A 25,072-nucleotide genomic window follows, 5' to 3' on the forward strand; every position below is an offset into this window, starting at 1 on the left:
AACAACCTTTGCAAAATGTCAACCGCGATCTGCTCGGGTTTGACAGACCTACTATTCCAAGTGGGAGTTGGGGTCGGGGCCGTTAACCGATTAAGATAGCGCCACCGCGCCCAACACGGATGTATGTCTATGACCGTCCTGCACGTGAAGTATCTGCTGGTCGGAGGCGGGGCCGCGAGCATTGCGGCCGCCAAGGCGATTCGCTCGCTCGACGTCGAAGGATCCATGCTCGTCGTCGGGCGGGAGGTCCATCGGCCGTACCTGCGGCCGGAACTGAGCCGCCGGTACCTCCGTCGCGAGTCCACCCGCGAACAGCTCTATCTCGACGATCCCGACTGGTTCAATCGCCACCATGTTGCCCTCAAGACCGGCCGCAACGTTTCGCGCATCGATCCGCCACGCTCGGCGGCCACGCTCGATAGCGGCGAAGAAGTCAGCTACGACTTCCTGCTGATCGCCACCGGGGCGACGGCGGCGGGGCTGGCCATCCCCGGCGCGCAGCTTCCGAACCTGTTTTCCCTCCGCACCATCGACGACGCCGACCTGCTGCGCAACGCCGTCGAAACGGCGATCCATGAAGGTCGCCCGCACGGGGAACTGTCCGAACTGCCCCGCGCCCGCGGCCGCGTCGCTGTCATCGGCGCTGGTCTACTCGGCGTCGAAGTCTCGGCATCGCTCCGCCGCATGGGCATGGCGGTCGATCTGATTTCCGGCAGCGAACACCCCTGGGCCAAGCAGGCCGGCGAAGCCACCGGGCGGTTCGTGGCGAAGCTGCTCGCGAAGCACGGCGTCACTCTTCACGCCGGCCGGCATCCGCTACGGCTGGAAGGCGACAGTCGGGTGCAACGCGTCGTTCTCGACGACGCCGCCAAGACCACCCTCGACTGCGATTTCGCCGTCGCGTGCGTGGGTGCCGTCGCGACGAAGGACCTTCTCCGCGGCACGACCATCGGCGCGGGCAAGTCGATCCTCGTCGATTCCACCGGCCGAACGAGCGTGCCCAACATCTTCGCCGCCGGCGATTGCTGCGCGATTCTCGACCCGCGGTTCGGCAAGCACCGCTGGCTGGAACACTGGGACGGCGCACAGGCCACCGCCACCCTTGCCGGCCGCAACATGGCCGGCGCGAACGAGACGTTCACCGCGCTGCCCGGCTTCGAGACCGAGATCTTCGGCGTCAAAGCGCGGGGCTGGGGCGAGTCGCGCCTCGTCGATCGCCGACTCATCCGCGGCAGCACCGCCGCAGACACCGGCTTCGCCGAGATCGGCATCGCCAAGGACGGCCGGGTGGCACAGGTGCTTGTCGTCGGCGACCTCGACGAGACGGCGGCCCTGCGGCAACTGGTCTGGGACCGCGTCAACGTCAGCGGCCGCGAAGACAGCCTTCGCGACCCGGCGGTGGCGCTTTCCTGATTAGCGGTCGCACCGAAGGTGCACTCTTCACCGTGACACCTCACCGGCTTCTGTCGCGCGAAAAAAGACTTCCTCCAGAGAGTCATCGCCCACATTCGAAAACGCCGTCCGGGCTTCTTCCGGGCTGCCGAGAAACAGCTTCTTCCCGCGATTGACGATCAGCAGATGCGTGCAGAGCCCCTCCACCAGCGACAGCAGGTGAGAGCTGATCACCACCGCGTTCCCCAGCGCCGCCTGCTCGACGAGGGACTGCTTCATCGTGCGGATGCCGCGCGGGTCGAGGCCGGTCAGCGGCTCATCGAGCAGCAGCAGCCGCGGGCGATGCAGGTAGGCACAGCAGATCGCGACCTTCTGGCGCATGCCTCGGGACAACTCCTGGGCTAGGGTGTCGCGTTTTTCCGTCAGTTCGAACTTCTCCAGCAGCACCTGGCCGTAAACGTCCAGGTCAGGGACTTCATACGCGGTCGCGATGAACTGCAGGTGTTCCCAGACGGTGAGGGTCTCGAACAGCCGGGGGTCGTCGGGGACGTACGCCAGGCGTTTCTTGGCGCCCACGGGGTCGGCGGTGATCTCGAAGCCGTCGACCTTCAGTTGCCCGCGCGTCGGCGGGATAATGCCGGCGATCGCCCGCATGGTGGTCGTCTTGCCCGCGCCGTTTGGCCCGAGCAGCCCGACGATCTGCCCGCCTTCCACGCCGAACGAAAGCGAGTCCACCGCGACAAAGTCGCCGTAGGCCTTGTGGTAGTCGATGACGTCGAGAATCGGCATGGGTGAAGTTGTAGCGAAAGCGAAGTCGTTCGTCTGCTCATTTCGTTCAAGAGCGATCGCGTCAGTCTTTGTTTTAGCGTCATCCCCGAAGGGGTGAGGAGTCGCGCCGTGGACTGAGGAACTCCAGTCGATTCGATTCCCGGGTTCGCCGACACCAGTGTCGCTGCACGTGAGCAACGGTCGACTACCGCGCTGACCGCGCGAAAGCCCACCCCTTCGGGGATGGCGCTAAAAGTCGGACGCAACCATCACGCAGGAAACAATTGACGCCGCCTCCACTCATTCCGTACCCTTTCATTTATGCCAACCGCCAAAACCGCCCGTCTGCTTCGCCTCGCGCTTCTCGCCCCGTTGTCGCTCGGCTTTGCCGGGTGTAACACCGACTCGGCCGCTACCAAGGCCAAGCAGGCCAACGCCGGCGAAGGCACCTGCGCCGACTGCTGTGCCCCGGCTACCAAGCCCACCTGGACGCACGGCGGCCTGGCCGCCAATAACACGAACAAATCGATGCCCGGTAAGCTCTCCAGCGGCACGCTGGGGACGATCGAACGCCTCGACCCGCGGCTCGACAAGGTGCTCTCGCAGAGCGCCAAGATGGAAAAGATCGTCGAAGGCCTCGACTGGGCCGAAGGCCCGGTTTGGGACACCAAGAACAACTGCCTCTACTTCTCCGACGTCCCGCAGAATGTCGTCTACAAGTGGGACGGCAAGGCGCTCACCGAACACCTCCGCCCCAGCGGCTTCACCGGGGCCGATCCCCGTGGTGGCGAGCCCGGCTCCAACGGCCTGACCCTGCACAACGGCAGCCTGTACCTCTGCCAGCACGGCGACCGCCGGGTGGCCAAATGGGACGCCGAGGGTAAGGCTTTCGTCACCGTCACCGCCAAGTACGACGGCAAGCGATACAACAGCCCGAACGATCTCTGCTTCGACAGCAAGGGCAACCTGTTCTTCACCGATCCCCCCTACGGCCTGCCGAAAAACGTGGATGACGCCACGAAAGAAATCCCGTACCAGGGCGTCTACCGCGTGTCGCCGGACGGCAAGGTCACGCTGCTGACGCAGGAGATGACTCGGCCCAACGGCGTCGCGCTCTCGCCGGACGAAAAGACGCTTTACATCGCCCAGTCCGACCCGAAGCTGGCGATCATCAAGGCGTTCCCGATGAAGGACGACGGGACGCTCGGCGAAGGCAAGGTGCTCTTCGACGCCACCGCGATGGTCGGCAAGAAGAAGGGCCTGCCCGACGGCCTGAAGGTCGACAAAGCAGGCAACCTCTGGGCCACCGGCCCCGGCGGCGTCCTGATCATCGCCGCCGACGGCACCCACCTCGGCACCCTCGCCACCGGCGAAGCAACAGCCAACGTCGCGTTCGGCGATGACGGGTCGACGCTCTACATCTGCGCCGACATGTACATCGCGAAGATCAGGACGGATGCGAAGGGTTGGTAGGGCATACCGCGGCGGAACAAGTAACGAGTGCCGGTGGGGTAAAGTTTCACGCTACGCGTCTCTTATTTGCCTTTTCCATCTCGGTCGCGATGAGGCTGCAACGCTCGATCAACCGCATTGGTTGTATGCGGTGACGGTGCGCTGAAGCGGGTCGATCTCGAAAATTACCTGCACTAACTCGTCGTCTCCGTCGCCCAGAGTGAGACGCCATACTGCGAGCTCGGCGGAACGATGACGACTACACCCTTCTCAGGATCGATTCCCTCGAGATTCTGCCAGGTCAACTGATCGACCTCGTCAGGTTCGATCTGGCCGTCATCTAGCAGCGCAAAACGCTTCTCTGGGAACGCGGCAGGGTAGTTCTTGTAGGGCCATCCGCTGGTTGGCACCGATGGGTTCAGCTCCAGAAGTTCGACTTGGCCATCCGCCACTAACTTGTACCGCAGCCTGCATCCGTTCAGGGTGAACCCATAGACCAGAGGAAGCTCCGTAACGCCGGGGATCGCCGAGCCAAGGTTCGGATCCCGTTGTGACAGAGTCAACACACGTTGCAGTGGCGGCAATTTGCCCTTGGAGTGGACAAAATCCAGGCGGAGTGGGCCACCAAATCGGTGCGGCCCGCTGGGATCAGAAAAGTCTGCAAGACGAATGCGCGTTTGCGCGGAGATGACAGGGCCGTTCATGGATTCGGCCGGATGCTGCCCTTCTCCACTGAAATCGAATGGCATGACGCCCTCCTGTTTTGCTCCGTACATGAAATCCGGTGATGCACACGCTACGACAAGGCGGTACGCTAAAGATCTTCATCGAGCAGAACTTTCGTGAACGTGTCAGTGCACCTGCGGTGCGACCGCTAAAAGTCACGAGTCCCGTCCCTTTTCCTTCCTCAACCCCCGAATGTCCTGCATCAACTCCTTCCGCAGGGCGTACCGCGCCACGGTCGCCACGGCGAATGTCAGCACGAACAACTCGACCGTGTGAATGTTCCAGTGCCGGCTCAGCAGGTAGCTGTTGGCGAGCGTGCAGGCGATCAGTTCGCCGAGCGCCACGATCGCGAAATCCCGCCAGGGGGACCTTGTCACCAGGAACTTCCGCTGCGTCCGCACATAGCGGAAGTGGAACGCGAGCGTCGTCGCGATCGTCGCGAGGTAGGCGGCGGGGATCGCGACCTGCGGCGGGGCGTTCAGGTTCAACAGCAGCACATATGCCGCGAAGCCGACGAGCCAGCCCAGGCCGGTCGCGAGGACGAACTTCACGATCGGCGACAGCCGGGGGTAGCAGAAGTCGTACAGCCGGCTCAGGTGCTCCAGGTATCGGAACTGCTGCTTGAGCGTCAGCTTCGATTCGCCGGCCGATCGCGTGTCGAAGTGGATCGGCACTTCCTTCACCGCCGCCACCCGGCACTTGCACATCAGCTCCAGGCCGATCTTGTAGCCCAGCGGCGTCAGGTATTTGCCGCGTTCGAAGACGCTCCGCGGCAGCGCGAAAAAGCCGCTCATCGGGTCGCGCGTCGGCCCGGCGAACGGGCGGGCCAGGACGGTAGCGATCCAGGAATTGATGCGCCGGGCGATCGACCACTTCTCGGCCGTGCTGCCGCCGGGGACGTAACGGGAACCCAGGGCGAACTCCGCGCCGCCGGCTTCCACCGCCGCGATCAGCTCCGGCAGTTTCTCCGGCGGGTGCTGCAGGTCGGCATCCATCACGACCAGCGTCCGCCCGCGGGCCAAAGCGAAGCCTTCCAGCACCGCGCCGCTCAGGCCGTCTTCCGGCCGGGGGCGGACGTGCAGGCGCAGGGGGTAAGTCTTCGCCAGTTCGGCGCAGACGGCAGGTGTGCCGTCCTGACTGTTGTCGTCGACGATGAGCAGCTCGTAGGACACGCCGGGAGCGCGGGCGTCCCCGCCCCCATCGGTCCCCGGGTGACCGTCCTCGCCAGCCGCGGGCACACGGCCGTGTGCCCCTAGATCGATGGATGTCATCGTCGGCAGCGCAGACATCGCCAACATCGCCGAATGAACCCGGCGGGCCAGTTCCGGCAGGTTGGTCGCCTCGTTCAACGCCGGCACCACGATCGACACGTCGAGCGAAGGGCGGGTCGAGGGATCGGTGGTCGGCGTTGGGGAAGGCATGGGTCCGAGTCGAGGCGTAAACAGAGAGTCGAAGAAGCGATCCGTACCGTAGCACGGGCGACAGGTGATTCCAATCGGCTGAGAACGGCGGTATGCCGGGCGTCTCCGCCGAACGAACCCGAGGATGAACGTCAGCATCGAACATTGAACACCCAACACCCATCATCGAACACCGAATCGTCAAGCGCAGATCGCCGAACGAACCCGAGATCCCCTCCTGTCCCCTCCTCCGGTAATCCAGGCGAGGGCTAGGGAGGGGTTGCGGCCTAGTCGCGTTCCCATGCGTCATCGCGTGGCCGAACGAACCCAGCGCAACCCGGCCGAACGAACCTGACGCGATCGTAGGGTGGGGTTCGCCCCACCGCACCCCGTGGACCACCGGCGATGTTCCCAGCGTCCGTCATTCCGTCCCGCGCCGAACGTACCCGGCGTGGTCGGACGACGCTCGATCAGGGCGACCCACACGTCCGGGGACGCTCCGCTTCGCGTCGCGGCTAACCCGTCGCCGGTAGCGCGTAACCCGTCGCCGGACGTACGTAACGCGTTGTCGCGCAATGTGTGCAGGGTTCGTTCCATCCCACGAAGATGGTTAGCCGCGACGCGGAGCGGAGCGTTCGCCCAACGTTGCCGAACGAACCCAGGGAATACGTCGCCGAACGAACCCAGGACGACATTGCCGAACGAACCCAAGTGATCGATCAGCCTGCGCACTTCGTGTCTTTCGTCTCAAAGTCTCCGCTTCTCTTAAGAGCGCCAACATCACCACCCCGGCCCGACCGCCACCGATCGTCCTAGGGACGGCGACCTCCACGGAGTAGACGCCAATGCCGACAGATCACACCCGCCGACCGGCGCATGGAGGAAGGACGCCGCCCGTCCCAGGGCGACGCCGGATATTTGTTCTATATATGTTAGGTTCGCGGCGATAGAATGCAACTGAATTCCGCCCGTTGAACGGTGCTGCCGGACCCCATTTCAGAACCGTCTGCCCGCGTCTTCGCTCGATCGGCCGACACGGGCAAGGGTACTTGCCCATGCCATCCTGGCGCGGCTCTACCGCCTGCTGATCCAGCGCCTTGCGTTGACCCTGCGGGTCGATAGGTGTTGCCGGCGTCGCCGCGCGCACATTTAGTTCGCGCATAGTCTTCCCACCGCTTTGACAACCATGCTCAGACCGTTCTACACTCTTCCCCTTTTCCCCCGGTATTGGCGACGCGCCGGGCGCGTCCCGCCGGTGTGAAGTTCGAAGGAGCATCGCGGTGGCAGAAGGCCAGTCCGACAATCAAGCAGCCGTCAATCTCGCGGCCGACCAGCAGGCGCTGTCCGAAGCATCCGACAAGGCCCGCGGCCTGGTCGAAGCCCTCTCCTACATCCAGCGGTTCCACGACAAGGTGATCGTCGTCAAGGTCGGCGGGTCGATCATGGACGACGAGAAAGCCCTTTCGAACATCCTGACCGACATCGTCTTCATGAACTACGTCGGAATGCAGCCGGTCATCGTGCATGGCGGCGGCAAGGCGATTAACGACGCGATGGAGAAGTCCGGCCTGACGCCGCAATGGGTGCAGGGTCGCCGCTACACCGACGATCGCACGCTGGCGATCGCCGAGCACGTGCTGTGCAACCAGATCAACCGGTTCATCGTCGATTTCATCCAGGCGCAGGGGTGCGAGGCGATGGGCCTGCACAGCCTGGCCAGCACGGTGCTGTTCGCCCAGAAGACGTTCCTGCAGGGCGAAGGGGGCCGGCGGATCGACCTGGGGCAGGTCGGCGAGGTGACGCGCGTCAACTCGCGGCTGCTGCAACTGCTGGTGCAGGCCGACAGCATTCCGGTCATCGCCACGATTGCCCGCGACGACGCCGGCGGCAAGCTGAACGTCAACGCCGACACCGCCGCCGGTGCCGTTGCCGCGGCGATGAAGGCCGAGAAGCTGATCGTGGTGTCTGACACCCACGGCATCCGCCGCGACGCCAAGGACCCGGCGACGCGCGTCAGCACGCTGACGGTGGCCCAGATCGACGACATGGTCAAAGACGGCACGATCAGCGCCGGCATGCTGCCGAAGGTCGAGGCGTGTATCGCCGCACTCAAAGGCGGGTCGAACAAGACCCACATCATCGACGGCCGCATTCCCCACGCGCTCATGCTCGAGATCTATACCGAAGCGGGAATCGGGACGGAGATCGTTCTTTAGAAAAGTAGGCAGTAGGCAGTAAGCACCACGCAGAGAAGAACTCGGCGTCCTGCTTCACTTGCTTGCCTTTCTTTACTGCCTGCTGCTTACTGCTTACTTCAATGGAACACTTCATCACCATCGCCGAGACGCCGATCGATCGGCTCAAGCATTTCCTGGCGGTTGCGCATCAGCTCAAGAAGCAGCACAAGACCACCGGCAAGAACGATCCGCTGCTGGTGGGCAAAACGCTGGCGATGATCTTCGAGAAGCCCAGCCTGCGCACCCGGGTGAGCTTTTCCGTCGCGATGGAACATCTCGGCGGCAACGGCCTGGTGTTGCGGCCGGACGAGGTGGGCATCGGCACGCGCGAGCCGGTGCAGGACGTCGCCCGAGTCCTCGGCGGTATGTGCGATGGCATCATGGCGCGGACCTTCGAGCACGACAAAGTCGAGAACCTGGCCAAGTACGCCGGCGTACCGGTCATCAACGGCCTGACCGACTACACCCACCCCTGCCAGGCGATGGCCGACCTGATGACCCTGCAGGAACACTTCGGCCACGACCTGACCGGCCGAACGCTCACCTACGTCGGCGACGGCAACAACGTCGCCCGCAGTCTGTCGGTGGCGTGTGGCAAGTTCGGCATGCACTTCGTGCTGGCCTCGCCCGATGCATATCGGTTGCCGCAGGAGGATGCCGATCGGGTGATGTCGATCGCGCCGGACATGGATTTCGTGATGACGTCCGACCCGATGGAGGCCGTCGCTCAGGCCGATGCGATCTACACCGACACCTGGGTGAGCATGGGCCAGGAAGCCGACAAGGCGCGCAAGGTGAAGGACTTCGCCGGGTTTGCCGTCGATGAAAAGCTACTGGCGGCCGCCCCCAAGCACGCGGTGGTCCTGCACTGCCTGCCGGCGTATCGCGGGTACGAAATCTCCGAAGGCGTCATGGAAGGCAAGCAGTCGCTCGTCTTCCCGCAGGCGGAGAACCGGCTGCATTTCCAGAAGGGTTTGATTGCGGCGCTGATGGGTGGGATGTGATGCGGGCTCTGTAGAGCGGCTTACGCGTAGGGCGGGCACTGCCCGCCGAACAGGTTGGTCGATCCCTGGCGACGCGATCCTCGCTGTCTTTGCGAGCGGCTACTTTGAAGATAGAATTCGCGCAGTGTTAAACCGTGCGATGCAGCTTTTCTTTCGACAGCCGACGCGATATCCCACCCGTCCGCATTCCGTCGCGAGTGCATTGGTCGAGGCGGCATTCGTTGCGGGAGTGATATGGTTTCTTATCGGTTTAATGTCGTTCGACATGGCTAACTTGTCCCGCGCGATATCCGCACCCCTGTCCGGGATCGCCTTCTGCAGTTTTTATCTGTTCCGACGAGTGACCAACCGATGGACGCGAGAGACGTGATGGTCAGGCGTACGCGACGACATCAACGGGATCGGTCCTAAGTTTCGCTCGCTCTCTCCGGCGGGCAGTGCCCGCCCTACTTGGTATCATCTGCGGCATGACCCGCCGCGAACTGCTCCTCGCCGCCGTCGCTTCCGCCTCGACATCCCTGCTTCCGATCGCCGCTCCGGCGGACGCTGCCAAGGCCTATCCGCCCGGCCAATTCGTCGACATGCATACCCACGTTGGCCAGACGTGGAACACCACGAAGATGCTGTCGCCGGCGGACCTGCTCAAGTGGATGGACGAGCACGAGATCAGCCAGGCGATCGTGCTGCCGCTGGTGTCGCCGGAGTCTTCGAGCTATCCGATCTCCGCGCAGTTCGTGCTGGAGCAGACCAAGCCGCACCGCGACCGTTTGATCCCCTTCTGCTGTATCGACCCGCGCACGACGATCAACGGCGGCAAGAAGGGGGCGGCGGACATGTTCAAGTCCTACGTCGATGCCGGGTGCAAAGGCTTCGGCGAGCACAAGCCGGGGTTGCCGATCGACGATCCGCTGTCCATGCGGCTGTACAACCTGTGCGGCGAGTTCAAGCTGCCGGTGCTGTTCCACCTCGATTCCCAGCGCAACACCGACAAGCCCGGCCTGCCGGGGCTAGAAGCAGTGCTGAAAGGCAATCCGCAGACGACGTTTATCGGGCATGGCCCCGGGTTCTGGGCGAGCATCTCGGGCGATGTCAAAACGGCGGCCGACCTGGGCGGGTATCCGAAGGAAGGTGTCAGTGAAGGCGGCGCGCTCGACCGGCTGATGGAGTCTTACCCGAATCTGTGCGGCGACCTGTCCGCCGGCAGCGGGGCGGGGGCGCTGAAGCGAGATTTGAAGTTCGCGGCGGGTTTCATGACCCGCCGGCAGGACCGCCTGATGTTCGGCACCGACTACCTGTCGCCCGGCCAGCCGGTGCCGCAGTTCGAGGTGCTCAAGTCGATCGAGATCCCCGACGCCGTGCGGCAGAAGATCTACCGCGACAACGCGAGGCGGCTGTTGGGGTTGTAGGAGTGACCCTGGGAGTACGTCAGATCGGGTGACTCTTAAGTGGCCGCGCACGGAGTGTACTCACGGAGTAAGCGGGAGCGTTGACGGTCGGGAACCCACTTCTGCTGACTGCGTGTCGCCGTGCCCGCTTACTTCGTGAGTACACTTCGTGCGCGGCTCCTCAGAGAGTCACAAGCGCTCAGCTCAGGGTGATGATTCGTGTAGCTGGGGAGACATCAATTCGAGAGGAGGATCGGCGATGAACGCTTCCTGTTCTTCCACGCACCGTGCACGGGCCGCGAGCCCGTGTCACTTTGGCGCGATCGGTTTGCCCCTGCTGGCCTGCCTGCTCTCCACGAACACGATACTCGCCGCCGACGCGCCGGCCGCCTGGCGGGCGGGCGTGGCGCGGACGAAGATTACGCCGCCGCAGCCGGTCTGGATGGCGGGCTACGCCTCGCGGACCAAGCCGGCGGATGGGACGCTGAACGATCTCTGGGCCAAGGCATTGGTGTTCGAAGACGCCGGCGGCAAGCGCGTCGCGCTGATCTCGCTCGACGTCTGCGGCATCGACCGCGACACCTCCGTGCGGATCTGCGATCGATTGAAGGCCAAATACGCGCTCGACCGCGATGCCGTCGCGATCTGCGTCAGCCATACGCACAGCGGCCCGGTCATCGGGCACAACCTGCGGCCGACGTACGTCTTCTCGGCCGAGGAGTCGGACAAGGTGCGGGCGTACACCACCTGGATGGAAGAGCAGGTCGTCGAGACCGTCGGCAGGGCGGCGGGGCAGATGGCGCCGGTGTCGATGAATTATGGCGTCGGCACGGCAGCGTTCGCGACCAATCGCCGGGAGAACAAGGAAGCCGAGGTCACCAAGCTCGCCCACGGCGACGCCGGCGGCACCGCGGCGTGGCGCAAGACGATGAAGGGGCCGTTCGATCATGACCTGCCGGTGCTGTCGGTGGTGGCGGCGGGCGGGGCGTCTGCCGGAAAGCCGATCGCCGTTCTCTTCGGCTACGCCTGTCATGCGACGACGCTGTCGGGTTACGAATGGTCGAGCGACTGGCCGGGCTTTGCCGCCGAAGCGATCGAGGCCGATCTGCCCGGCGCGACGGCGATGTTTGCCGCCGGCTGCGGCGCGGACCAGAACCCGTTCCCGCGGCGGGAGGTGGCGTTCGCCAAATCGTTCGGTCGGCAGATCGGCGACGGCGTGAAGGCCGCCTTCGCGGCGGAGATGAAGCCGATCGGCGGAACCATCGCAGCGACCTACCGCGAGATCGATCTGCCGTTCGGCGAGATGCCGTCGCGTGAATTGCTGGAGCAGCAGAAGGCATCGACCGACCCGAAAGACCGCTATCTGGCCCGCAGGGCGTCGCTGCTGCTGGAGCGAATGGCCCGCGACGGCAAGCTGTCGACCACGTACGCCTACCCGGTTCAGAGCTGGAAGCTGGGCGACGGGCCGACGCTGGTGTTCCTGGGCGGAGAGGTGGTGGTCGACTATGCACTTCGGTTGAAGAAGGAGCTCGGCGGAACTGCCGCCGTCTGGCCGATCGGCTATGCCAACGACGTGATGGCGTACATCCCGTCGGCCCGCGTGCTGAAGGAAGGCGGCTACGAAGGGGCCGCCGCGATGGTCTACTACGGCCTGCCGACGGTCTGGGGCGGGACGGTCGAAGAGAAGATCATCGCCGAGGCGACGGGGCAGGTGACGCGTGGCGAGGGTGGGAAGCCTGGACAAAAGTGAGTGCGACTTGGGGTTCGAAGATGCACCACGAAGGCGCGAAGGGCACCCAGGAGCACGAAGGAGCACGGAGAAGAGCCGTAGTATGTCATCCTGAGGTACTCCGAAGGACCTGTTTCCCTCGCCGAAGAGCGACGGAGCTTCAACACCGATCGCGCAGTTGATCCATCGAACGTTTCTCGGCTGGGACACCAGGTCCTTCGGAGTACCTCAGGATGACAATTGAACGTTCTTCTTTGTGTCCCTTCGTGCGTTGGTGCCTTCGTGGTAAATCCCCGGCTCTGACCGACGATTCTCGCAGGATCGTGCAAGCGGATCCCTGCTTCTGGCCGAACAGTACCCGTCTATGGTAGAACGGTCGCGACTTCAACCGACCGCGTTCCCAATCGTTCGTCGATTCTCTCCGGCAAAGGACTGCCGTAATGCCTGGCGAAACCGATCTCCACAAGACGCTCAAGAAGGAAGCCTGCCGCTGGCTTTTCCGCAACGGCTACCGCTGTATCGCGGCGGAGGTACGGCTCAAACCCCTGGGCATCATCGATGCCGTCGGTACCGGAGTGTTTCGGCCTTACCACAACTACCTGTTCATCCCGCGCGAGCTGCCGCAGGTCTGCTTCATCGAATGCAAAGCCAGCCGAAGTGACTTCCTGCGTGATATCAGCCCCGACGGGCAGATGTCGCTCTGCATGATGGAGCGGGAGCGAAATCTATTCAGCGGGAGCGGCAAGCGTCGGGGAAAGGCCGGCCGGGTGGCGCGACCGCGCCGGCAGGTGCGGCAGGCGGTTGGGCTGGGCAAGTTCGATGCGTGTCTCATGCAGCCGATGGCGAACATCCATTACGTCCTGGCGCCGGCGGGTGTGGTGAAGAAGACCGATCTGCCGCCGCGATGGGGACTGCTGAGCTACGGCGAAGGCGGCATTACCGTCGTCGCCCGCCCTGAATGGCAGGAGTGTGCCCGCACGCTGCACGTGGAGTCGGCGATCGCCCGCACGCTGACCGGCGACATCTACCGCGCCGACGACCGGGCCATCGGCTCGGTGAACCGCGAGATCTTCGCCCAGCAGCAATTGCTGGCCGAACGGATTCGGTCGGTGAAGCAGCGCGTGGTTCTCGCGAACTCGCCCCGCGACGCGATCCAGCCGGCGGCTGTGCGAAGCTGAGCGGGCGGTGTCCAAGCAAACCGCAGATTGCGCAGATGACGCAGATTTTTTTTCAGAATCTGCGTCATCTGTGAAATCTGCGGTCAACTCAATGTCCGTGTTCTCTGGCTGAAGACAAAGGGGAACCACAGATGCACACAGATCTTCGCAGATAAGGAAAACAGCATCTTGTCGTTTGCCGCGGCATCTCGTCTTCAGTTGACAATGTCGGTACTCGCCAATCCCAATTCGCTGCAATTCCATCTGTGCAGATCTGTGTGCATCTGTGGTTCCGCTTTGTCTTCGTTCAGAGATCGTGGTCGTCGAGTCAACCTCCGTGTCTCCGTGCCTCCGTGGTGAGTTCTTCCCTGCCCGCCGTTTACGGTCCGATCTTCTTCCCGCAGCTCGTACAGAAGTTGCCGGTCGGTCCCAGCTTGTTGCCGCAGTGAACGCAGAACTTGGGGCGGTTGGCCGGCGGCGTCGCCGGATTGAACGGCGGGGTGGTGACGACCGGGTCGGGTGTCGCCGGGCGGGTGGCCGGAAGGCCGGCCGGCGGAGGTGGACCCTTGGGCTCGGTGACGCCGAACTTGCCTGCGTCGAACAGCACCGCCGTCGGCTCGCCGGCGTTGACCCAGAACGGCTCGTTGAAGCGCTTCCCCCCGAACGCGGTCACGAAGGCGTAGCGGCCCGGCTCGAGCGGTTGGCTGTCGCCGAATTGTCCGCGGTGGACGACGCGGTCGGAAGCGTCGTGGATTTCGTAAGCGCCGGGCGACCGCAGGACGGCGGCACGAAGTTCGGTCAGCAGGGTTGCGGTGTCGAACGCCCCCCAGTACTTGCCGCGCCCCTTGTCGGCCATCCCCCGAAGCTGCCGGCCCCAGTCTTCCCGGCCGATGTCGAAACCGACCACGTGCACCATCGCCTTGCCCGACTTGCCGATCGCTTCGGCGGCGGCGACGGGGTCCTGGCGCGGCTGCGAGTCTTCGCCGCCGTCGGTCAGCAACAGCACTTCCACCTGCTTGTCGGACATGCCGTCGATGTCGCCCTTGGCGGCCTGAAGGCTGCGGGCCATCGGCGTTTTGCCGCGGGCGCGAAGCTTCTTGAGCTGGTCGGCCATCGCCTGGCGGTCGAGCGGGCCGATGGGCACCAGCAGTTCGGTGTCGTCGTTGGCGCCGGGGTCGAGCGCGGTTTTACGATGGCCATAAACGCGCAGTGCGACCTGCGTCGCATCGGGAAGTTCGGCGAGCAATGACGCGACCGACTGCCGGGCGACATCAAACTTTGTCTTGCCGCCCATCTCCTCCATCATCGAGCCCGAGCAGTCGAGGATGATGTACAGCCGTGGTGCCGGCGGCTGGAGCAGACCAGTTTTGAGCACGCCCGGACCAACCTTGGGCTCTGGCGTGACGGCGAGTTTGGGCGTGCCGCGGGACAGAAACAGGATCGCGAAACTCGTCGAAAGTTCGGCCTGGTTCTCGGCCTTCTCATCGTGCCAGGAGCCGTTTTCCTTCTGAACGTCCAGCAGGTATTTGGCGCCCATCGGATACCACTCGTTCGGGCCGATGAACTCAGTATCGAGCGTACGGCCGAGGCGTTCGACGGAATAAAGGTAGTAGTAGAGATTCGCTTCGCCGGCGCCGGGGTTCTTATCGACCGCGAACCCCTTGGCGAGCCAGGCCAGGCCGCGTTCGATCGATTCGTCTTCGGCGGGGGACTTTTCCTGAAGGTGATAACGGGCGACGGTCAGGGCATAGGCGGCGGCGCAGGTCATGCTGCCGGAGGTGGCACTGGTCGAGCCGACATACCCCCACCCGCCGGTGTCGGTCTGGCGGGTGCGCATCATGGCCACGACCTGCCGCCAGACGTCGATCGGCACTTCGACACCCGCCCGGGCGGCCGCGTGCAGGCCGAGGACGGCGAACTGGACGAGGGAATTGTCGTGGTCGAGCTCATCGGACTTCTGCGTGGTGGCGCGGTTCCACTTCTCGGCCGCCTCGGCACCGCTGCCGATCGGCGGTCGGCCGCCCCAGACCTGCAGCGGCTTTTGGGTCCGTGGGTCGAGCATCGCGGCATCGGCGACTTTGGGACGGTAATCCCAGCCTTTGGAACTAAGGCCTTCGAACAGGTAACGGGCCGAGGCGCGCAGCTTCGGTTCGTATCGCGGATCGCCGTAGGCTTCGATCAGCATGCAGAGCACGCCGGCGGCATAGGTGCCGATCGTCTCGGGCTGTACTCGGTCAAGGTAGACGCGGAGCATGCGATTGAACTCGGCATCGCGCTTGTGCAGACCCGCGCGCACGAGCGCCAGCGAGGCGAGCGTGTGATACCCCTCGTAGCCGCCGCCTTCACCGGCGATGAAGGGCGGATTGCCGCACTCTTTAAGCATGTGCGGCCAGAGGAAATCCGCGCCGCGTTTGACGGCCGCGTCCACCTGCTCCTGGGTCAGGCCGACTCCAGCAAGCCCTCGCGGCTGGAGTGGTTGTTTGGCGGTTACGCGCGGCTGCGCCGTCACCGTGACGGCAGGAGGAGCGGGCATCGTGGCAGGCGGGGGCGGCACGACAGCCACAGCCGGCTGGGTGGCGGGAACGACGGGCGGGTTCACCGGCGGCATCACTACCGGTGCGGTGGTGGGAGGGGGCGACATGGCAGGTGGAGGCACGACAGCCGGCGGCACGTTCGGATCGGGCCGTGTAGTGGGGGTAGTGGCAACGGCGACTTGCGTTGTTGGCGGTGTCAGCGCCTTGGGTGCGTAGGTCGCCAGCAGGTCGCGCATCGCCGCATCCGACGCAGTGCTCCCCGGCACGCGAGACTGCGACAGCGTCCACTTTCCATCGGCAAGGCTCGCGACGCCGATCGATTTGCCATGTTCCTCGGTCGCCAGCACCGTCGTTCGGGCGTCTTCAGGCAGGCGTTCGGGGCGAATGCCTGCGACGGCGATCAGGACGTCCCGGTTGCCGACGGCTTTGCGAACGGTGGCGAGTCCCCAGGCGGTGCCGTCGTACAGGATGATGATCCGGTCGCTTTCGGCGGCCGCTTTGGGCAACCAGGTCGCGATCGCCTCTGCCGGCGGGGCGAAACGAACGCCCTCAAACTGCTCCCGCAGCGCTGGCGAGAAATCCAATCCCTTTGGCGCCTCGCTGACGCCGATCACGCCGAAGCGAACGGCTCCCACCTTCTTCACGACAAAGGGTTCGAACATCGGTTTTCCGTCGGCACTCAACAGTGTCGCCGAAATGAGCGAAAACCGGGCGCTCCTGAGCGTTGTAAGCGCGGCGGACTTTCCCCAGCCCAGGTCGGCGGGGGTGATGTGGGCGGCGTCGTAGCCCATGGCGTTGTACGCCGCCACCATGACAGCGCCGGCGGAAGCGGCGCTCTCGGGGCCGGCAAGCCATGCGCCGGCATCGAGCAGCAGTGCCGGGCGCTCGCCGGTGCGAAGCTGCGCGACGATGGTGGCCCGCCGATCCAGTCCGCCGTCGCCGACGTGCATCGGGCATGATTCACACGGCTTGACGTGGCCTTCGGTGTTAGCGGTGAGCAGTATGGCAATCGCATCGGCCTGGTGGGCGGCAGGGCTTTGGGCCCGGACCGTGTCCACGGCGACGAACATCGACACGGTCGCGATGACGACGAATACGCCCGCCCGACGAACGAGGGCGCGGCCGAACGGGATTGCGATCATGACCAACTCCGAAATGGCAGTGCCAGGCGTCTGCAAGGATGTTTCACTAGGAGGCACTACCCGAAAGAATATTGCAGAGCCCGCCACCCAACACACCGCCGGCCGCGCCGCCCAGGCCACCGGCAGCGCCGGCGCCTGCCACACCGATGCCAGCAGTGGACGCAAGAGCCAGCGTGGTGAGCGCACCCATGGCAATTGCACAGACGCCGCATCCGACCTTTTTCATCGCGCTGGAAGCCGAGTTGGTGCCGCCGCAGCCGTGGAAGTTCAGGTAAGACGTGCCCACGAAGACCGCCAGGAGCGCGGCCTTCTCGGCCATGGTCGCGCCTCCGTGGCTAGTCATTCCGAGACATCGCCCGCTCGCCGGGTCGACACGCCACCAGGCGACCGACGCCGTGCCGGCAAGACTCACCGCCTTGGCGGGAACGACGATGGTCTGGCCGGACTTGAGGTCGGCGCGAATGCGTGCTGCCGCTTCGGCCGGCAACTGGATCTTCGCCCAGTTCGGGTCGTCATTCGATCGTAGAACGATCGACGCAACGCCTTCGTCGGCAGCCCGTTCGAACACCGCCGGCAGGTTCTCCTTTTGCGGCCGTGTGGTCGCCAGTACCTCGGCGTTGGTGTCGATCACACCCTGCTCCAGGCGGATACGGCGGGCATCGGCGCGCCAGGCGTGCCGGACGGCGATATCGTTAAAGATGACGTCAAAAATCTCGCGGACGGAGAATGGCTGATCGGCAGCGGCACCGGGCACCAGCCGCTGGTGGAACGCGGCGACGTTCACGCGATCGAGATAGACTGCCTGCTGCACCCTGCCCACCATGAAACGCGTCATCGCGTAGTTGTAAAGCGCGGTGGGGAAGCTCTCGAGATTGAAGACCGGCGAGGCGGCCTTGGCGTCGCCGCGGGCCACGCCGGACATTGCATCGAGCAGCGGCGTGCGCGCTTTCATCAGCGAATCGATCGCCAGGTTCTGCACGAAATCTGGCGACAACCGGCACGGCGCGATCAGAAGCTCCGTGCGGCCGAACAGTGCCGCACCGCGAGTCAGGTCGGGGTCGGCGCCATCGGCGAGCAGGTCCGATTTGCCTGCCGATCGGGCCGCCGGGCCCAGCAGATCGAACACGTCGCGGCGTTCGATCGTGGGTGGCTGCCCGGGCTGGCGCGTCTCGATCTCGATCCATTCGGCCGTCCAGACCGAGGGATCGGCATTGGCGGCGGGGGGATCGCCGAGGTTGCCCAGCAGATCGGCCGCGCCGCCGATTCCCTTGGCCAGGCTTTTGCCGACCTGACCCATCGGGTCCATCGGCGGTTTCGGGTCGAGCGAACCGTCCGCGGCAACCCCGGCTTCATAGAACGGCGTGCCGTCGATGCTGAGGATCGGCACCCACATCGGCTGCGTTCGCATGGCGGCGATGAGTCGTTCCGACAGTTGCTGGCCCTCGGGCGCCATGAGATCCGACGGCCATTTCGTCGGGTGGTGGAAGAGGGTGACGCGCTTGCCGAGGATCTCGGCAGGGCGAAGGGTCTGCTTCAGTGCGACCGCTTCCGATCGCTTGCCCCGCGACATCCGCTCGACCACGACGTGAACCTGAACCGTGTGAACGTTCGCATCGTCGACCGGAAGTCGACCGTTGACCACCTTGTAGTCAGTCCAGCGGGTCGCCTTCATCTGGGCGTCGGCGAGGCCGTTGGGCAGAAGCAGGTCGGCCGTCACCCACGCTCCGCCGGGCTCGCGATGCTGCAGGAACCAATGATCCTGAATTGCCTGCGCGGCGGGATCGGCGGCCGGCTCTGCCGCGGGGAGTTGTCCGAGCGCGTCGGTCAGCGCCTCGGACTGGTCGGCGACCCTCGCCGCCAGCTTTGCAGCCAGCTGGCGTGTCCGCAGCAGCCCGTCAGACGCGCCCCGCTTCAACTGCTCCGGATCAAACCCGTGCTTACGGGCGAAGGCTTCGGTCAGGGCGATCTGCTCGGCTTCCGTCGGCGGGGCGGCGGCGGCGGTTTTCGTCGCGGGGTCTTGTTTAGGGTCGAGAAGCGTCGCCGTCATCGCCGCTACATCGGCGCTGTTGGGGTCGAGTGTCACGGAACCGAGGCGCACTTCGCGACCTGCGTTTGTGAGCAGTTCTGCCAGCAGGAGCGTTCGATCCAGCGTTCCGCCGCACCGGTCCTGAAGCACACCGATCGGCCCGCGCAACACGCCGCGATAGGGAACCCACGATGTGTGGTCTCGAACCCAGGCGGTCAGCTTCGACGGATCGCGGCCGTTGGACTCGACGACCGCCTTCGGATCGAAGCCCTCCCGCGGTAGATCCTTCTGAACCGCCTCCAGCAGCTTGCAAGTGGATTCCAGCGAAGCGCGGGCGCTGTCCATGTCCCTTGCGGTTGGCTCGCCGGCACCGGGCGAAGCCGCGGCGGCGGTTTGTGCCTGTGCCGTGCGCGTTGCTCCGCTCCAGGAAAGGACCATCAACAGGCAGAAAACACAACGCAGTGCACGCGTTGGTAGATCCATTGCCAGCCGCATTGCCATGCTCCCTTCGTGAACGACTTTGAGCCGCAGACGTTCGCCGGCGATTGAATCTCCGGGTGTGTCAGCGGATGCGGACACTGCGGTGTCCCTCGCGGTTCAGCTTACCACACCCTTGCGGTCACGACCGGCTGGAATTCGCTGGCCTTTTGCTGCGATTCTTCGTGTCCCGTCTCGACTGGCGACTGGTCCTTCCTTTCAGCCACTTCCCACCGAACGGCTCAGGGCCGTCGTTGTACCACTTGGCGAACAGTGCCAGCGGCTTGGCCTCACGCAGTTCGGGCGGCACGGACATTGCCGTACAGGGGTGCAGCGTCGCGCCGCAGCGGATGGCGAGCGTGCGACAGAAAGCGTCCAGCAGGTCCTTCAATTCCTCCCAACTATCGCCGGCTTCGCGGTTCGGCGGCGTGGGAAGCTTCCCGTAGGTGCGGAACCCGACCAACGCCCCCTCGCGGGTGAGAACGACCAGCTTACGCCCGACCACCACATCCCGGCGGTCGTAGACATAGATCACCCGCTTGTTGACCTCCACCGCGTTGGCGATGGTCGAAAACGAATTGAAGTCGCCTTCGGAAAGACAGGTGTCGAAGTAGTTGCCCATCTGCAGGACGTGCAGCGGATCGGTTTCGATCTCAATGCGCAGCGGGCCGGATTTCGATTCGATGTTGCGTGACAGCGGTGCCAGCCAGGCGTCGGTGTCGATGCCGCGGGCCCTTGCCTGCGTCAGGAATCGGGCATTCTGCGGCTGCCTGGGAATCCAGGTGCGGTCGCCCTCCAGTTCGTGCGCGAGCAGCCGGCGGAGCAATGCCCGGTTGCCATCGGCCGAAAAGTAGAGGCGAAGGGCATTGTCCCAGTTTCGTTCCTCGCGCGGGTTGCGGGATGGCGGCACCGGGCGGGAAAGGATGGTCGCGAAATGCGATGCCACCGACGCCGCGACGCGCTGTTCAAGGCGGTCGAGTCGTGCGTCGTCGAGCGCGGACGGCAGATGCTTGTCGATGTCCCGTCGCAGCCAGGCGGCCAGTGCCGCGGGGTCGCCCAGCAACTGCTCCAGGTGCTCGCACCGCCGGCGGGCGGCGGGTTTGAGGTCCGGCTGTTCGCGAAGCAGCGCCAGTTCGCGCGCCATCGCCTCGGGCCGATACAGCGTCTGGCGGAGCCGTTCGGGAAGCTGACCGTCGAGCCGCCAGTGCAGTAGTTCGGCGAGTTGCGACCGCTGAATGGCCGTCAGCGGTTCGGCGAGATGTGCCCACTCGGCCGGCAGCGGTTGATCAGCTGCGGGACCCGCGGCCAGGGCCGTAAGTTCCGCCCGAAACGCTTCGCCGCCGCTGAGCCGAAACGACAGGCCGAGTCGTGCCAGGAGCCGAAGCGTGCGGGCGGTCCGGTTGTCGCGGGTTGCGGCCAGTGACAGCGCTTCGGCCAGCGGCTCGGTGCGCTGGATCTGCCGCCATGCCTCGGCGATCTGCTCATACTGCGACCAGTTCAGGTCGAAGGTGGCGAGGCCGAGCGTGATGAGGCGCTGCGGGGATCGCCTTGCGATGGCGACCAGCGTTTCGGTTCCAGAGTCCGACGAGCTGGCAAACAGGTGGCCGTCGAAGCCGCTGTCATTGCGACGGCGGCGAAGTTCGGCGATGCACGCGGCCGCAAGCGCCGCGACCGCTGCCGGCCGCGCTGCGACATCGTCCTCCAATGCACGCCGGGCGCAGTCGAGGCACTGGCTGAAAGCAATGCGGGCCTGATCAATCCTCGTAGGCTTTTGAATCGCCGCCCGACGGAGTGCCGACCGGAGCACCGGCATTGCCTCGGACAATACTTCGCGGGCAAAGGTCATCACTTCGCTCGGCGGCAATGCCGTTGCATACCGCAGGCTGCTCGGCTGGTGGTTGACGAACTCGGACAGCGATTCAATAACCGCCGGAATCTGCGTGCTTTCGAGCCCGCACGCGATCAGCGTCTTCAACAGCCGCGACAGCAGGTCCGATCCGCACAGCAGGTAGGCATTGGCCCAGGTCGTGCAGCCGAAGCTGTCGAAGCTCCACGCCTTCAGAAGCGATGTCCGCAGGTGGGGCGTGGCGGCATCCTGCGTCACGCGATCGGTCCAATCATCGAGCCACTCGGTGAACTTCACGATCTGGCCGGGCGCGAACGCCATGAATTGCTTGAGCGCGCCGGTTCGCCCGGAACTCAGGTAGCGGGCCACCTGTTCGATCGAAAGCCCGGCAACCAGCGCTTTCACGACGAGTTGAACGAGGTCGAACAGGGACTGCTTGTCGCTGGGGTGGCCGGACGGCGCGATGTGGGACAGCAGTGGAATGGCGAGGGCGTCGATCGCTGAAATGATCTCGTGCCGTTGCTCCGAGGGGGCGTGGGCACGCGCCGCACAAAGCGCGATCAGCGTTGCTTCGTAGTGCTCCTGATGGGATGGGCCGATCGGCCAGGCATGGCTGCACCACTCGATCCAGTTCGGAACCCGATCGTGGAAGGAGATTGCTTCGATCGCCCCCAGCGAAAGGACGGTTTCGATGGGGAAGGGGTCTTTTGGCCGGCGCGTGCTGGTCCAAAGCGATCGGGCGGCCATCGCTGGTAACGATTCGAAGGTGAGCGGTTCCTTCTCGCCGATGATCAGAAGACCCGGCTTGCCCGCGATCAGTTTCCAGCGGAGCACCTGCTGGTCCGATTTGCCGCGCGTCCGGGGCAACAGGTGCCCCCTCAGCCGGTCGGCCCGCAGAAGGCTGTTGAGGAAACGCAGGGGGTCGGCGGAATCCAAACCCGATTCGGCCGGCGGATCGGGCATCGCGAGCGGCAGGGGGTCGAACCATTGCGTGAGCTCCTCGGAGACCTGCGCGTCGTAGTAATGCTGGAATCGTTGCAGTGCGAGGTTTGAAGCGGTGCCGAGCTTGCCCTTGTATCGGAGGGGATTTCCGCTGACGCCGGATTGCGTCACCGCCGCCTCGAGTGCCGACCGCTGAATGGCGATTGCGGCGTGAAGTCGTTTGACGGGCTCATCGGCCAGCCTGTCGGCGAGGGCGACCAGCGCCGGAAGTTCGTTCAGGAATACTTCGACCGATGCTGGCGCGAACAGCAGTCGGTCGCGGACTGCCGCCGCGACCGCGGCGCTGTTGGCGGACGGTACTCGCCGGGCCAGGGTTTCGAGCGATCGCGTGTCGGCCAGCCGGGTGGCGGCTTGTAGCACGTCGCGGGGCCAGGCGTTGAAAAGCTTCGATACGACAGGGCTGGTCGAACCGGTCGTGATTTCTGGTGCGGGCGACATCTGTGAAGAGGTCGGTCGCCGGCGTGATTTGGGCTCCGGCTTTCGGGCGGGCGTTTCGGTCGCCGGCTGCGAAGTCGCCATCGCATCGGAGGTGCCGATCACGAGCGCCGCACGGCCGATGCCGGCGATATCGCCTTGCGACAGGGCATCGAGCAGGCTTCGCGTACGACGAAGCACTTCTTCGCACTGCAGCATCCACGTGCTGACATCACCCACCGCCTGCGGAAGCAGCACAGGGAACCGGCGGGCTTCCTGCAGCCGGCGAAGAGATCGCGCGATCAGCGACAGGTCCACCGGAATGACGTCGTCGATTGTCGGCGACAAGGCGGCCAGGAAGTTATTGAAGGGGTGGGCGACCGTCGGAAGCTTGCCGGCATGCATTCGAACGGCGTAGGCCCCCGGCGGTTCCGACCGCAGTCGCTGTTGAACCACCCGCGTTGCGATACCGACCGAAGCTGACGGCAATGGCTCGCCGGTCCAGTAGACCAGTGTGCCCCGCATCCAGTCGAGCCGGCGGAGCAGCAGCTTCAAAGCCAGGCGGCCGCGAGCCCGGGACCCCGCGCGTCGCGCGGGGGACGTAGGTTGCAGCCGTTCGTAGTCGTCCTCGTCAAACACCGGCGGTTAATGTCGCCGAGGGCAGGCAGCGTGACAACCGAATTTGATGCGTGCGTCCGCCAGGGAGGCCCGGCGCGTTGGCCAACGTAGCCCGGCGCGTCCGCCAAGGCGGACCCTACGGTTTGCCATCCTGTCCGTACGATTCTCAGAAGGGGTCGTTCTGGGCTGACAGGTTTTCGAACCGCGTTGTCTTGTTCATGAACGCCAGCTTTACGGTGCCGGTCGGGCCGTTACGCTGCTTGGCGATGATGACCTCGGCGATGTTGTCGGGCTGGAAGTCGGGCTCGCTCATGCGGTAGTAGTCTTCGCGGTGCAGGAGCATGACCACGTCGGCGTCCTGCTCGATCGAGCCCGATTCACGCAGGTCGCTCATGCGCGGGCGGTGGCCGTCGCGGTTTTCGCTGCCGCGGTTGAGCTGGCTCAGGCAGATGACCGGCACGTTCAGTTCACGCGCGACCGCCTTGATACCACGGCTGATTTCGCTGATCTGCTGCTGGCGGCTCTCGACGCCGGGGTTATCCATCAGCTGCATGTAGTCGATCATGATCGCCTTGATGCCGTGCTGAAGCGCGAGCCGGCGGCTTTTAGCGCGAAGGTCGAGCACGGTCAGGCCCGGCGAGTCGTCCACCCAGATGGGCGCCTTGGCCAGTTCGCCGACGACGTTGGCCAGGTGCGCGTACTCGTGCGACTGCAGCAGCCCTTTGCGCAGCTTGTGGGCGTCAATTTGCCCGCGGCTGCAGAGCATGCGCTGGGCCAACTGCTGCTTGCTCATTTCCAGGCTGAACACCGCACACGGCATCCGACTGTCGGCGGCGATGTGCTCGATCACGTTCATCGCGAAGGCCGTTTTCCCCATACTGGGTCTTGCCGCGACGATCACCAGCTCGCCCGGCTGCAGGCCGTTGAGCATGTCGTCCATCTCGTAGAACCCGGTCTCCAGCCCGCGCTGGCCGCGGTTCTCGATCATCTCGAAGACTTCGTGGAGCACCTGTTCCATCGGCACCATCGCGTTGCCGACCTTCTTCTGGGCGATGTCGAAGATGCGCTTCTCGGCGCGGTCTAGAACGACCTCGGCCGTCTCCTGCGGGCCGTAGCTGTCGCGGAGGATGTCGTTGCTGGCGGCGATAAGTTGGCGCAGCAGGCTCTTCTCGCGAACGATTGCCGCGTAGTGTGCGCCGTGGGCGGACGAAGGGACGGTGCCGATGACCTGCGCCAGATAGGCGGTGCCGCCGATCTCGTCCAGCAGGCCGCGTTTGCCGAGTTCCTCGCGGACGATGACGGCGTCGATCGGGCGGTTCTGTTCGTACAGCTTGGTCAGGCAGTCGTAGATGATCTGATGATCGGCCTGGAAGAAGTCCTCGCCGCGGATGAGCTGCACGACCTGCCCGATGAGCTCCTTGTCGAGCATCATCGACGCGAGCACGCACATCTCGGCCTCGGCCGAATGGGGCGGCAGGCGGTCGAACTGGCCGGCGATGGAGGAATCGATCAACGTCATTTGCAGGGTCTCCGTTCCCGTAACTTCAGGAAGCCGAGCGGCTCTGCCGCGGGTCGTCGAACATTATACTTTCGGCTCGCTGCGAGTCCAAACATTAAGCGAACAAAGTGGCAAAGGAAACGCCCACGGACAGCGGTCCGTGGGGTCGTTGCCAGATCGTTTGGAGCCGATTTTCGCGACCCGGGAAAGTCTAAACGACAAGACCCGTCTCCATCGCGCGATGAACGCGAGAGAGACGGGTCAT

Annotated in this window: 14 protein-coding genes; 7 read left to right on the plus strand and 7 right to left on the minus strand. The window is 64.7% G+C overall.

What is annotated here, in order from left to right; translation table 11 throughout:
• The first annotated feature begins 129 nt into the window (after positions 1 to 129).
• Positions 130 to 1,413, plus strand: coding sequence for an NAD(P)/FAD-dependent oxidoreductase (locus IPV69_RS16340; RefSeq protein WP_206290757.1), 1,284 nt, complete (start codon positions 130 to 132; stop codon positions 1,411 to 1,413).
• A 27-nt stretch (positions 1,414 to 1,440) separates the two neighbouring features.
• Here the strand turns inward: IPV69_RS16340 and IPV69_RS16345 are convergent, their stop codons facing one another.
• A complete protein-coding gene (locus IPV69_RS16345) occupies positions 1,441 to 2,181 on the minus strand; it encodes an ABC transporter ATP-binding protein (RefSeq protein ID WP_206290758.1) in 741 nt (246 codons plus the stop codon).
• Positions 2,182 to 2,481: 300 nt separating this feature from the next.
• On the opposite strand from IPV69_RS16345, the gene IPV69_RS16350 reads away from it, so the two are divergent.
• A complete protein-coding gene (locus IPV69_RS16350) occupies positions 2,482 to 3,633 on the plus strand; it encodes an SMP-30/gluconolactonase/LRE family protein (protein ID WP_206290759.1) in 1,152 nt (383 codons plus the stop codon).
• 173 nt (positions 3,634 to 3,806) lie between these two features.
• Here the strand turns inward: IPV69_RS16350 and IPV69_RS16355 are convergent, their stop codons facing one another.
• The gene (locus IPV69_RS16355) at positions 3,807 to 4,361 is read right to left on the minus strand and encodes a hypothetical protein (RefSeq protein WP_206290760.1); all 555 of its coding nucleotides are present in this window, start codon (positions 4,359 to 4,361) and stop codon (positions 3,807 to 3,809) included.
• A gap of 132 nt (positions 4,362 to 4,493) precedes the next feature.
• Positions 4,494 to 5,759, minus strand: a complete 1,266-nt coding sequence (locus tag IPV69_RS16360; RefSeq protein WP_206290761.1) for a glycosyltransferase — start codon at positions 5,757 to 5,759, stop codon at positions 4,494 to 4,496.
• Positions 5,760 to 7,018: 1,259 nt separating this feature from the next.
• Between IPV69_RS16360 and argB the strand changes: the two genes are divergently transcribed.
• The 5 genes from argB (at position 7,019) to IPV69_RS16385 (ending at position 13,271) form a co-directional block, all read left to right on the plus strand.
• Complete coding sequence (gene argB / locus IPV69_RS16365; RefSeq protein WP_206290762.1) at positions 7,019 to 7,954, plus strand: acetylglutamate kinase; 936 nt, start codon at positions 7,019 to 7,021, stop codon at positions 7,952 to 7,954.
• A gap of 101 nt (positions 7,955 to 8,055) precedes the next feature.
• A complete protein-coding gene (gene argF, locus IPV69_RS16370; protein ID WP_206290763.1) occupies positions 8,056 to 8,979 on the plus strand; it encodes an ornithine carbamoyltransferase in 924 nt (307 codons plus the stop codon).
• A gap of 467 nt (positions 8,980 to 9,446) precedes the next feature.
• On the plus strand, positions 9,447 to 10,385 hold the full coding sequence (locus IPV69_RS16375) for an amidohydrolase family protein (protein ID WP_206290764.1): 939 nt from the start codon (positions 9,447 to 9,449) through the stop codon (positions 10,383 to 10,385).
• 238 nt (positions 10,386 to 10,623) lie between these two features.
• The gene (locus tag IPV69_RS16380; RefSeq protein ID WP_206290765.1) at positions 10,624 to 12,114 is read left to right on the plus strand and encodes a neutral/alkaline non-lysosomal ceramidase N-terminal domain-containing protein; all 1,491 of its coding nucleotides are present in this window, start codon (positions 10,624 to 10,626) and stop codon (positions 12,112 to 12,114) included.
• A 419-nt stretch (positions 12,115 to 12,533) separates the two neighbouring features.
• Complete coding sequence (locus IPV69_RS16385) at positions 12,534 to 13,271, plus strand: hypothetical protein (protein WP_206290766.1); 738 nt, start codon at positions 12,534 to 12,536, stop codon at positions 13,269 to 13,271.
• Between the two features lie 358 nt (positions 13,272 to 13,629).
• Here IPV69_RS16385 and IPV69_RS16390 read toward each other — a convergent pair whose 3' ends face one another.
• The 4 genes from IPV69_RS16390 to dnaB all read right to left on the minus strand — a co-directional run bounded on the left by IPV69_RS16390 (position 13,630) and on the right by dnaB (position 24,828).
• Positions 13,630 to 16,926, minus strand: coding sequence for a VWA domain-containing protein (locus IPV69_RS16390; RefSeq protein ID WP_206290767.1), 3,297 nt, complete (start codon positions 16,924 to 16,926; stop codon positions 13,630 to 13,632).
• Between the two features lie 46 nt (positions 16,927 to 16,972).
• Positions 16,973 to 19,531, minus strand: a complete 2,559-nt coding sequence (locus tag IPV69_RS16395) for a hypothetical protein (RefSeq protein WP_206290768.1) — start codon at positions 19,529 to 19,531, stop codon at positions 16,973 to 16,975.
• 40 nt (positions 19,532 to 19,571) lie between these two features.
• Positions 19,572 to 23,330 carry a hypothetical protein gene (locus IPV69_RS16400; protein WP_206290769.1) on the minus strand — a complete coding sequence of 1,253 codons (3,759 nt, stop codon included), beginning with the start codon at positions 23,328 to 23,330 and terminating at the stop codon, positions 19,572 to 19,574.
• A gap of 145 nt (positions 23,331 to 23,475) precedes the next feature.
• On the minus strand, positions 23,476 to 24,828 hold the full coding sequence (dnaB, locus tag IPV69_RS16405) for a replicative DNA helicase (RefSeq protein WP_206290770.1): 1,353 nt from the start codon (positions 24,826 to 24,828) through the stop codon (positions 23,476 to 23,478).
• Between the last annotated feature and the right edge of the window lie 244 nt (positions 24,829 to 25,072).

The sequence above is a fragment of the Humisphaera borealis genome (assembly GCF_015169395.1).
GTDB classification, from domain to species: Bacteria; Planctomycetota; Phycisphaerae; order Tepidisphaerales; family Tepidisphaeraceae; genus Humisphaera; species Humisphaera borealis.

Excerpts from the sequence above, each read along its gene's own strand:
- IPV69_RS16340 (WP_206290757.1), top strand. The coding sequence starts at position 130 with ATGACCGTCCTGCACGTGAAGTATCTGCTGGTCGGAGGCGGGGCCGCG.
- IPV69_RS16345 (WP_206290758.1), bottom strand. The coding sequence starts at position 2,181 with ATGCCGATTCTCGACGTCATCGACTACCACAAGGCCTACGGCGACTTT.
- IPV69_RS16350 (WP_206290759.1), top strand. The coding sequence starts at position 2,482 with ATGCCAACCGCCAAAACCGCCCGTCTGCTTCGCCTCGCGCTTCTCGCC.
- IPV69_RS16355 (WP_206290760.1), bottom strand. The coding sequence starts at position 4,361 with ATGCCATTCGATTTCAGTGGAGAAGGGCAGCATCCGGCCGAATCCATG.
- IPV69_RS16360 (WP_206290761.1), bottom strand. The coding sequence starts at position 5,759 with ATGCCTTCCCCAACGCCGACCACCGATCCCTCGACCCGCCCTTCGCTC.
- argF (WP_206290763.1), top strand. The coding sequence starts at position 8,056 with ATGGAACACTTCATCACCATCGCCGAGACGCCGATCGATCGGCTCAAG.
- IPV69_RS16375 (WP_206290764.1), top strand. The coding sequence starts at position 9,447 with ATGACCCGCCGCGAACTGCTCCTCGCCGCCGTCGCTTCCGCCTCGACA.
- IPV69_RS16380 (WP_206290765.1), top strand. The coding sequence starts at position 10,624 with ATGAACGCTTCCTGTTCTTCCACGCACCGTGCACGGGCCGCGAGCCCG.
- IPV69_RS16385 (WP_206290766.1), top strand. The coding sequence starts at position 12,534 with ATGCCTGGCGAAACCGATCTCCACAAGACGCTCAAGAAGGAAGCCTGC.
- IPV69_RS16390 (WP_206290767.1), bottom strand. The coding sequence starts at position 16,926 with ATGATCGCAATCCCGTTCGGCCGCGCCCTCGTTCGTCGGGCGGGCGTA.
- dnaB (WP_206290770.1), bottom strand. The coding sequence starts at position 24,828 with ATGACGTTGATCGATTCCTCCATCGCCGGCCAGTTCGACCGCCTGCCG.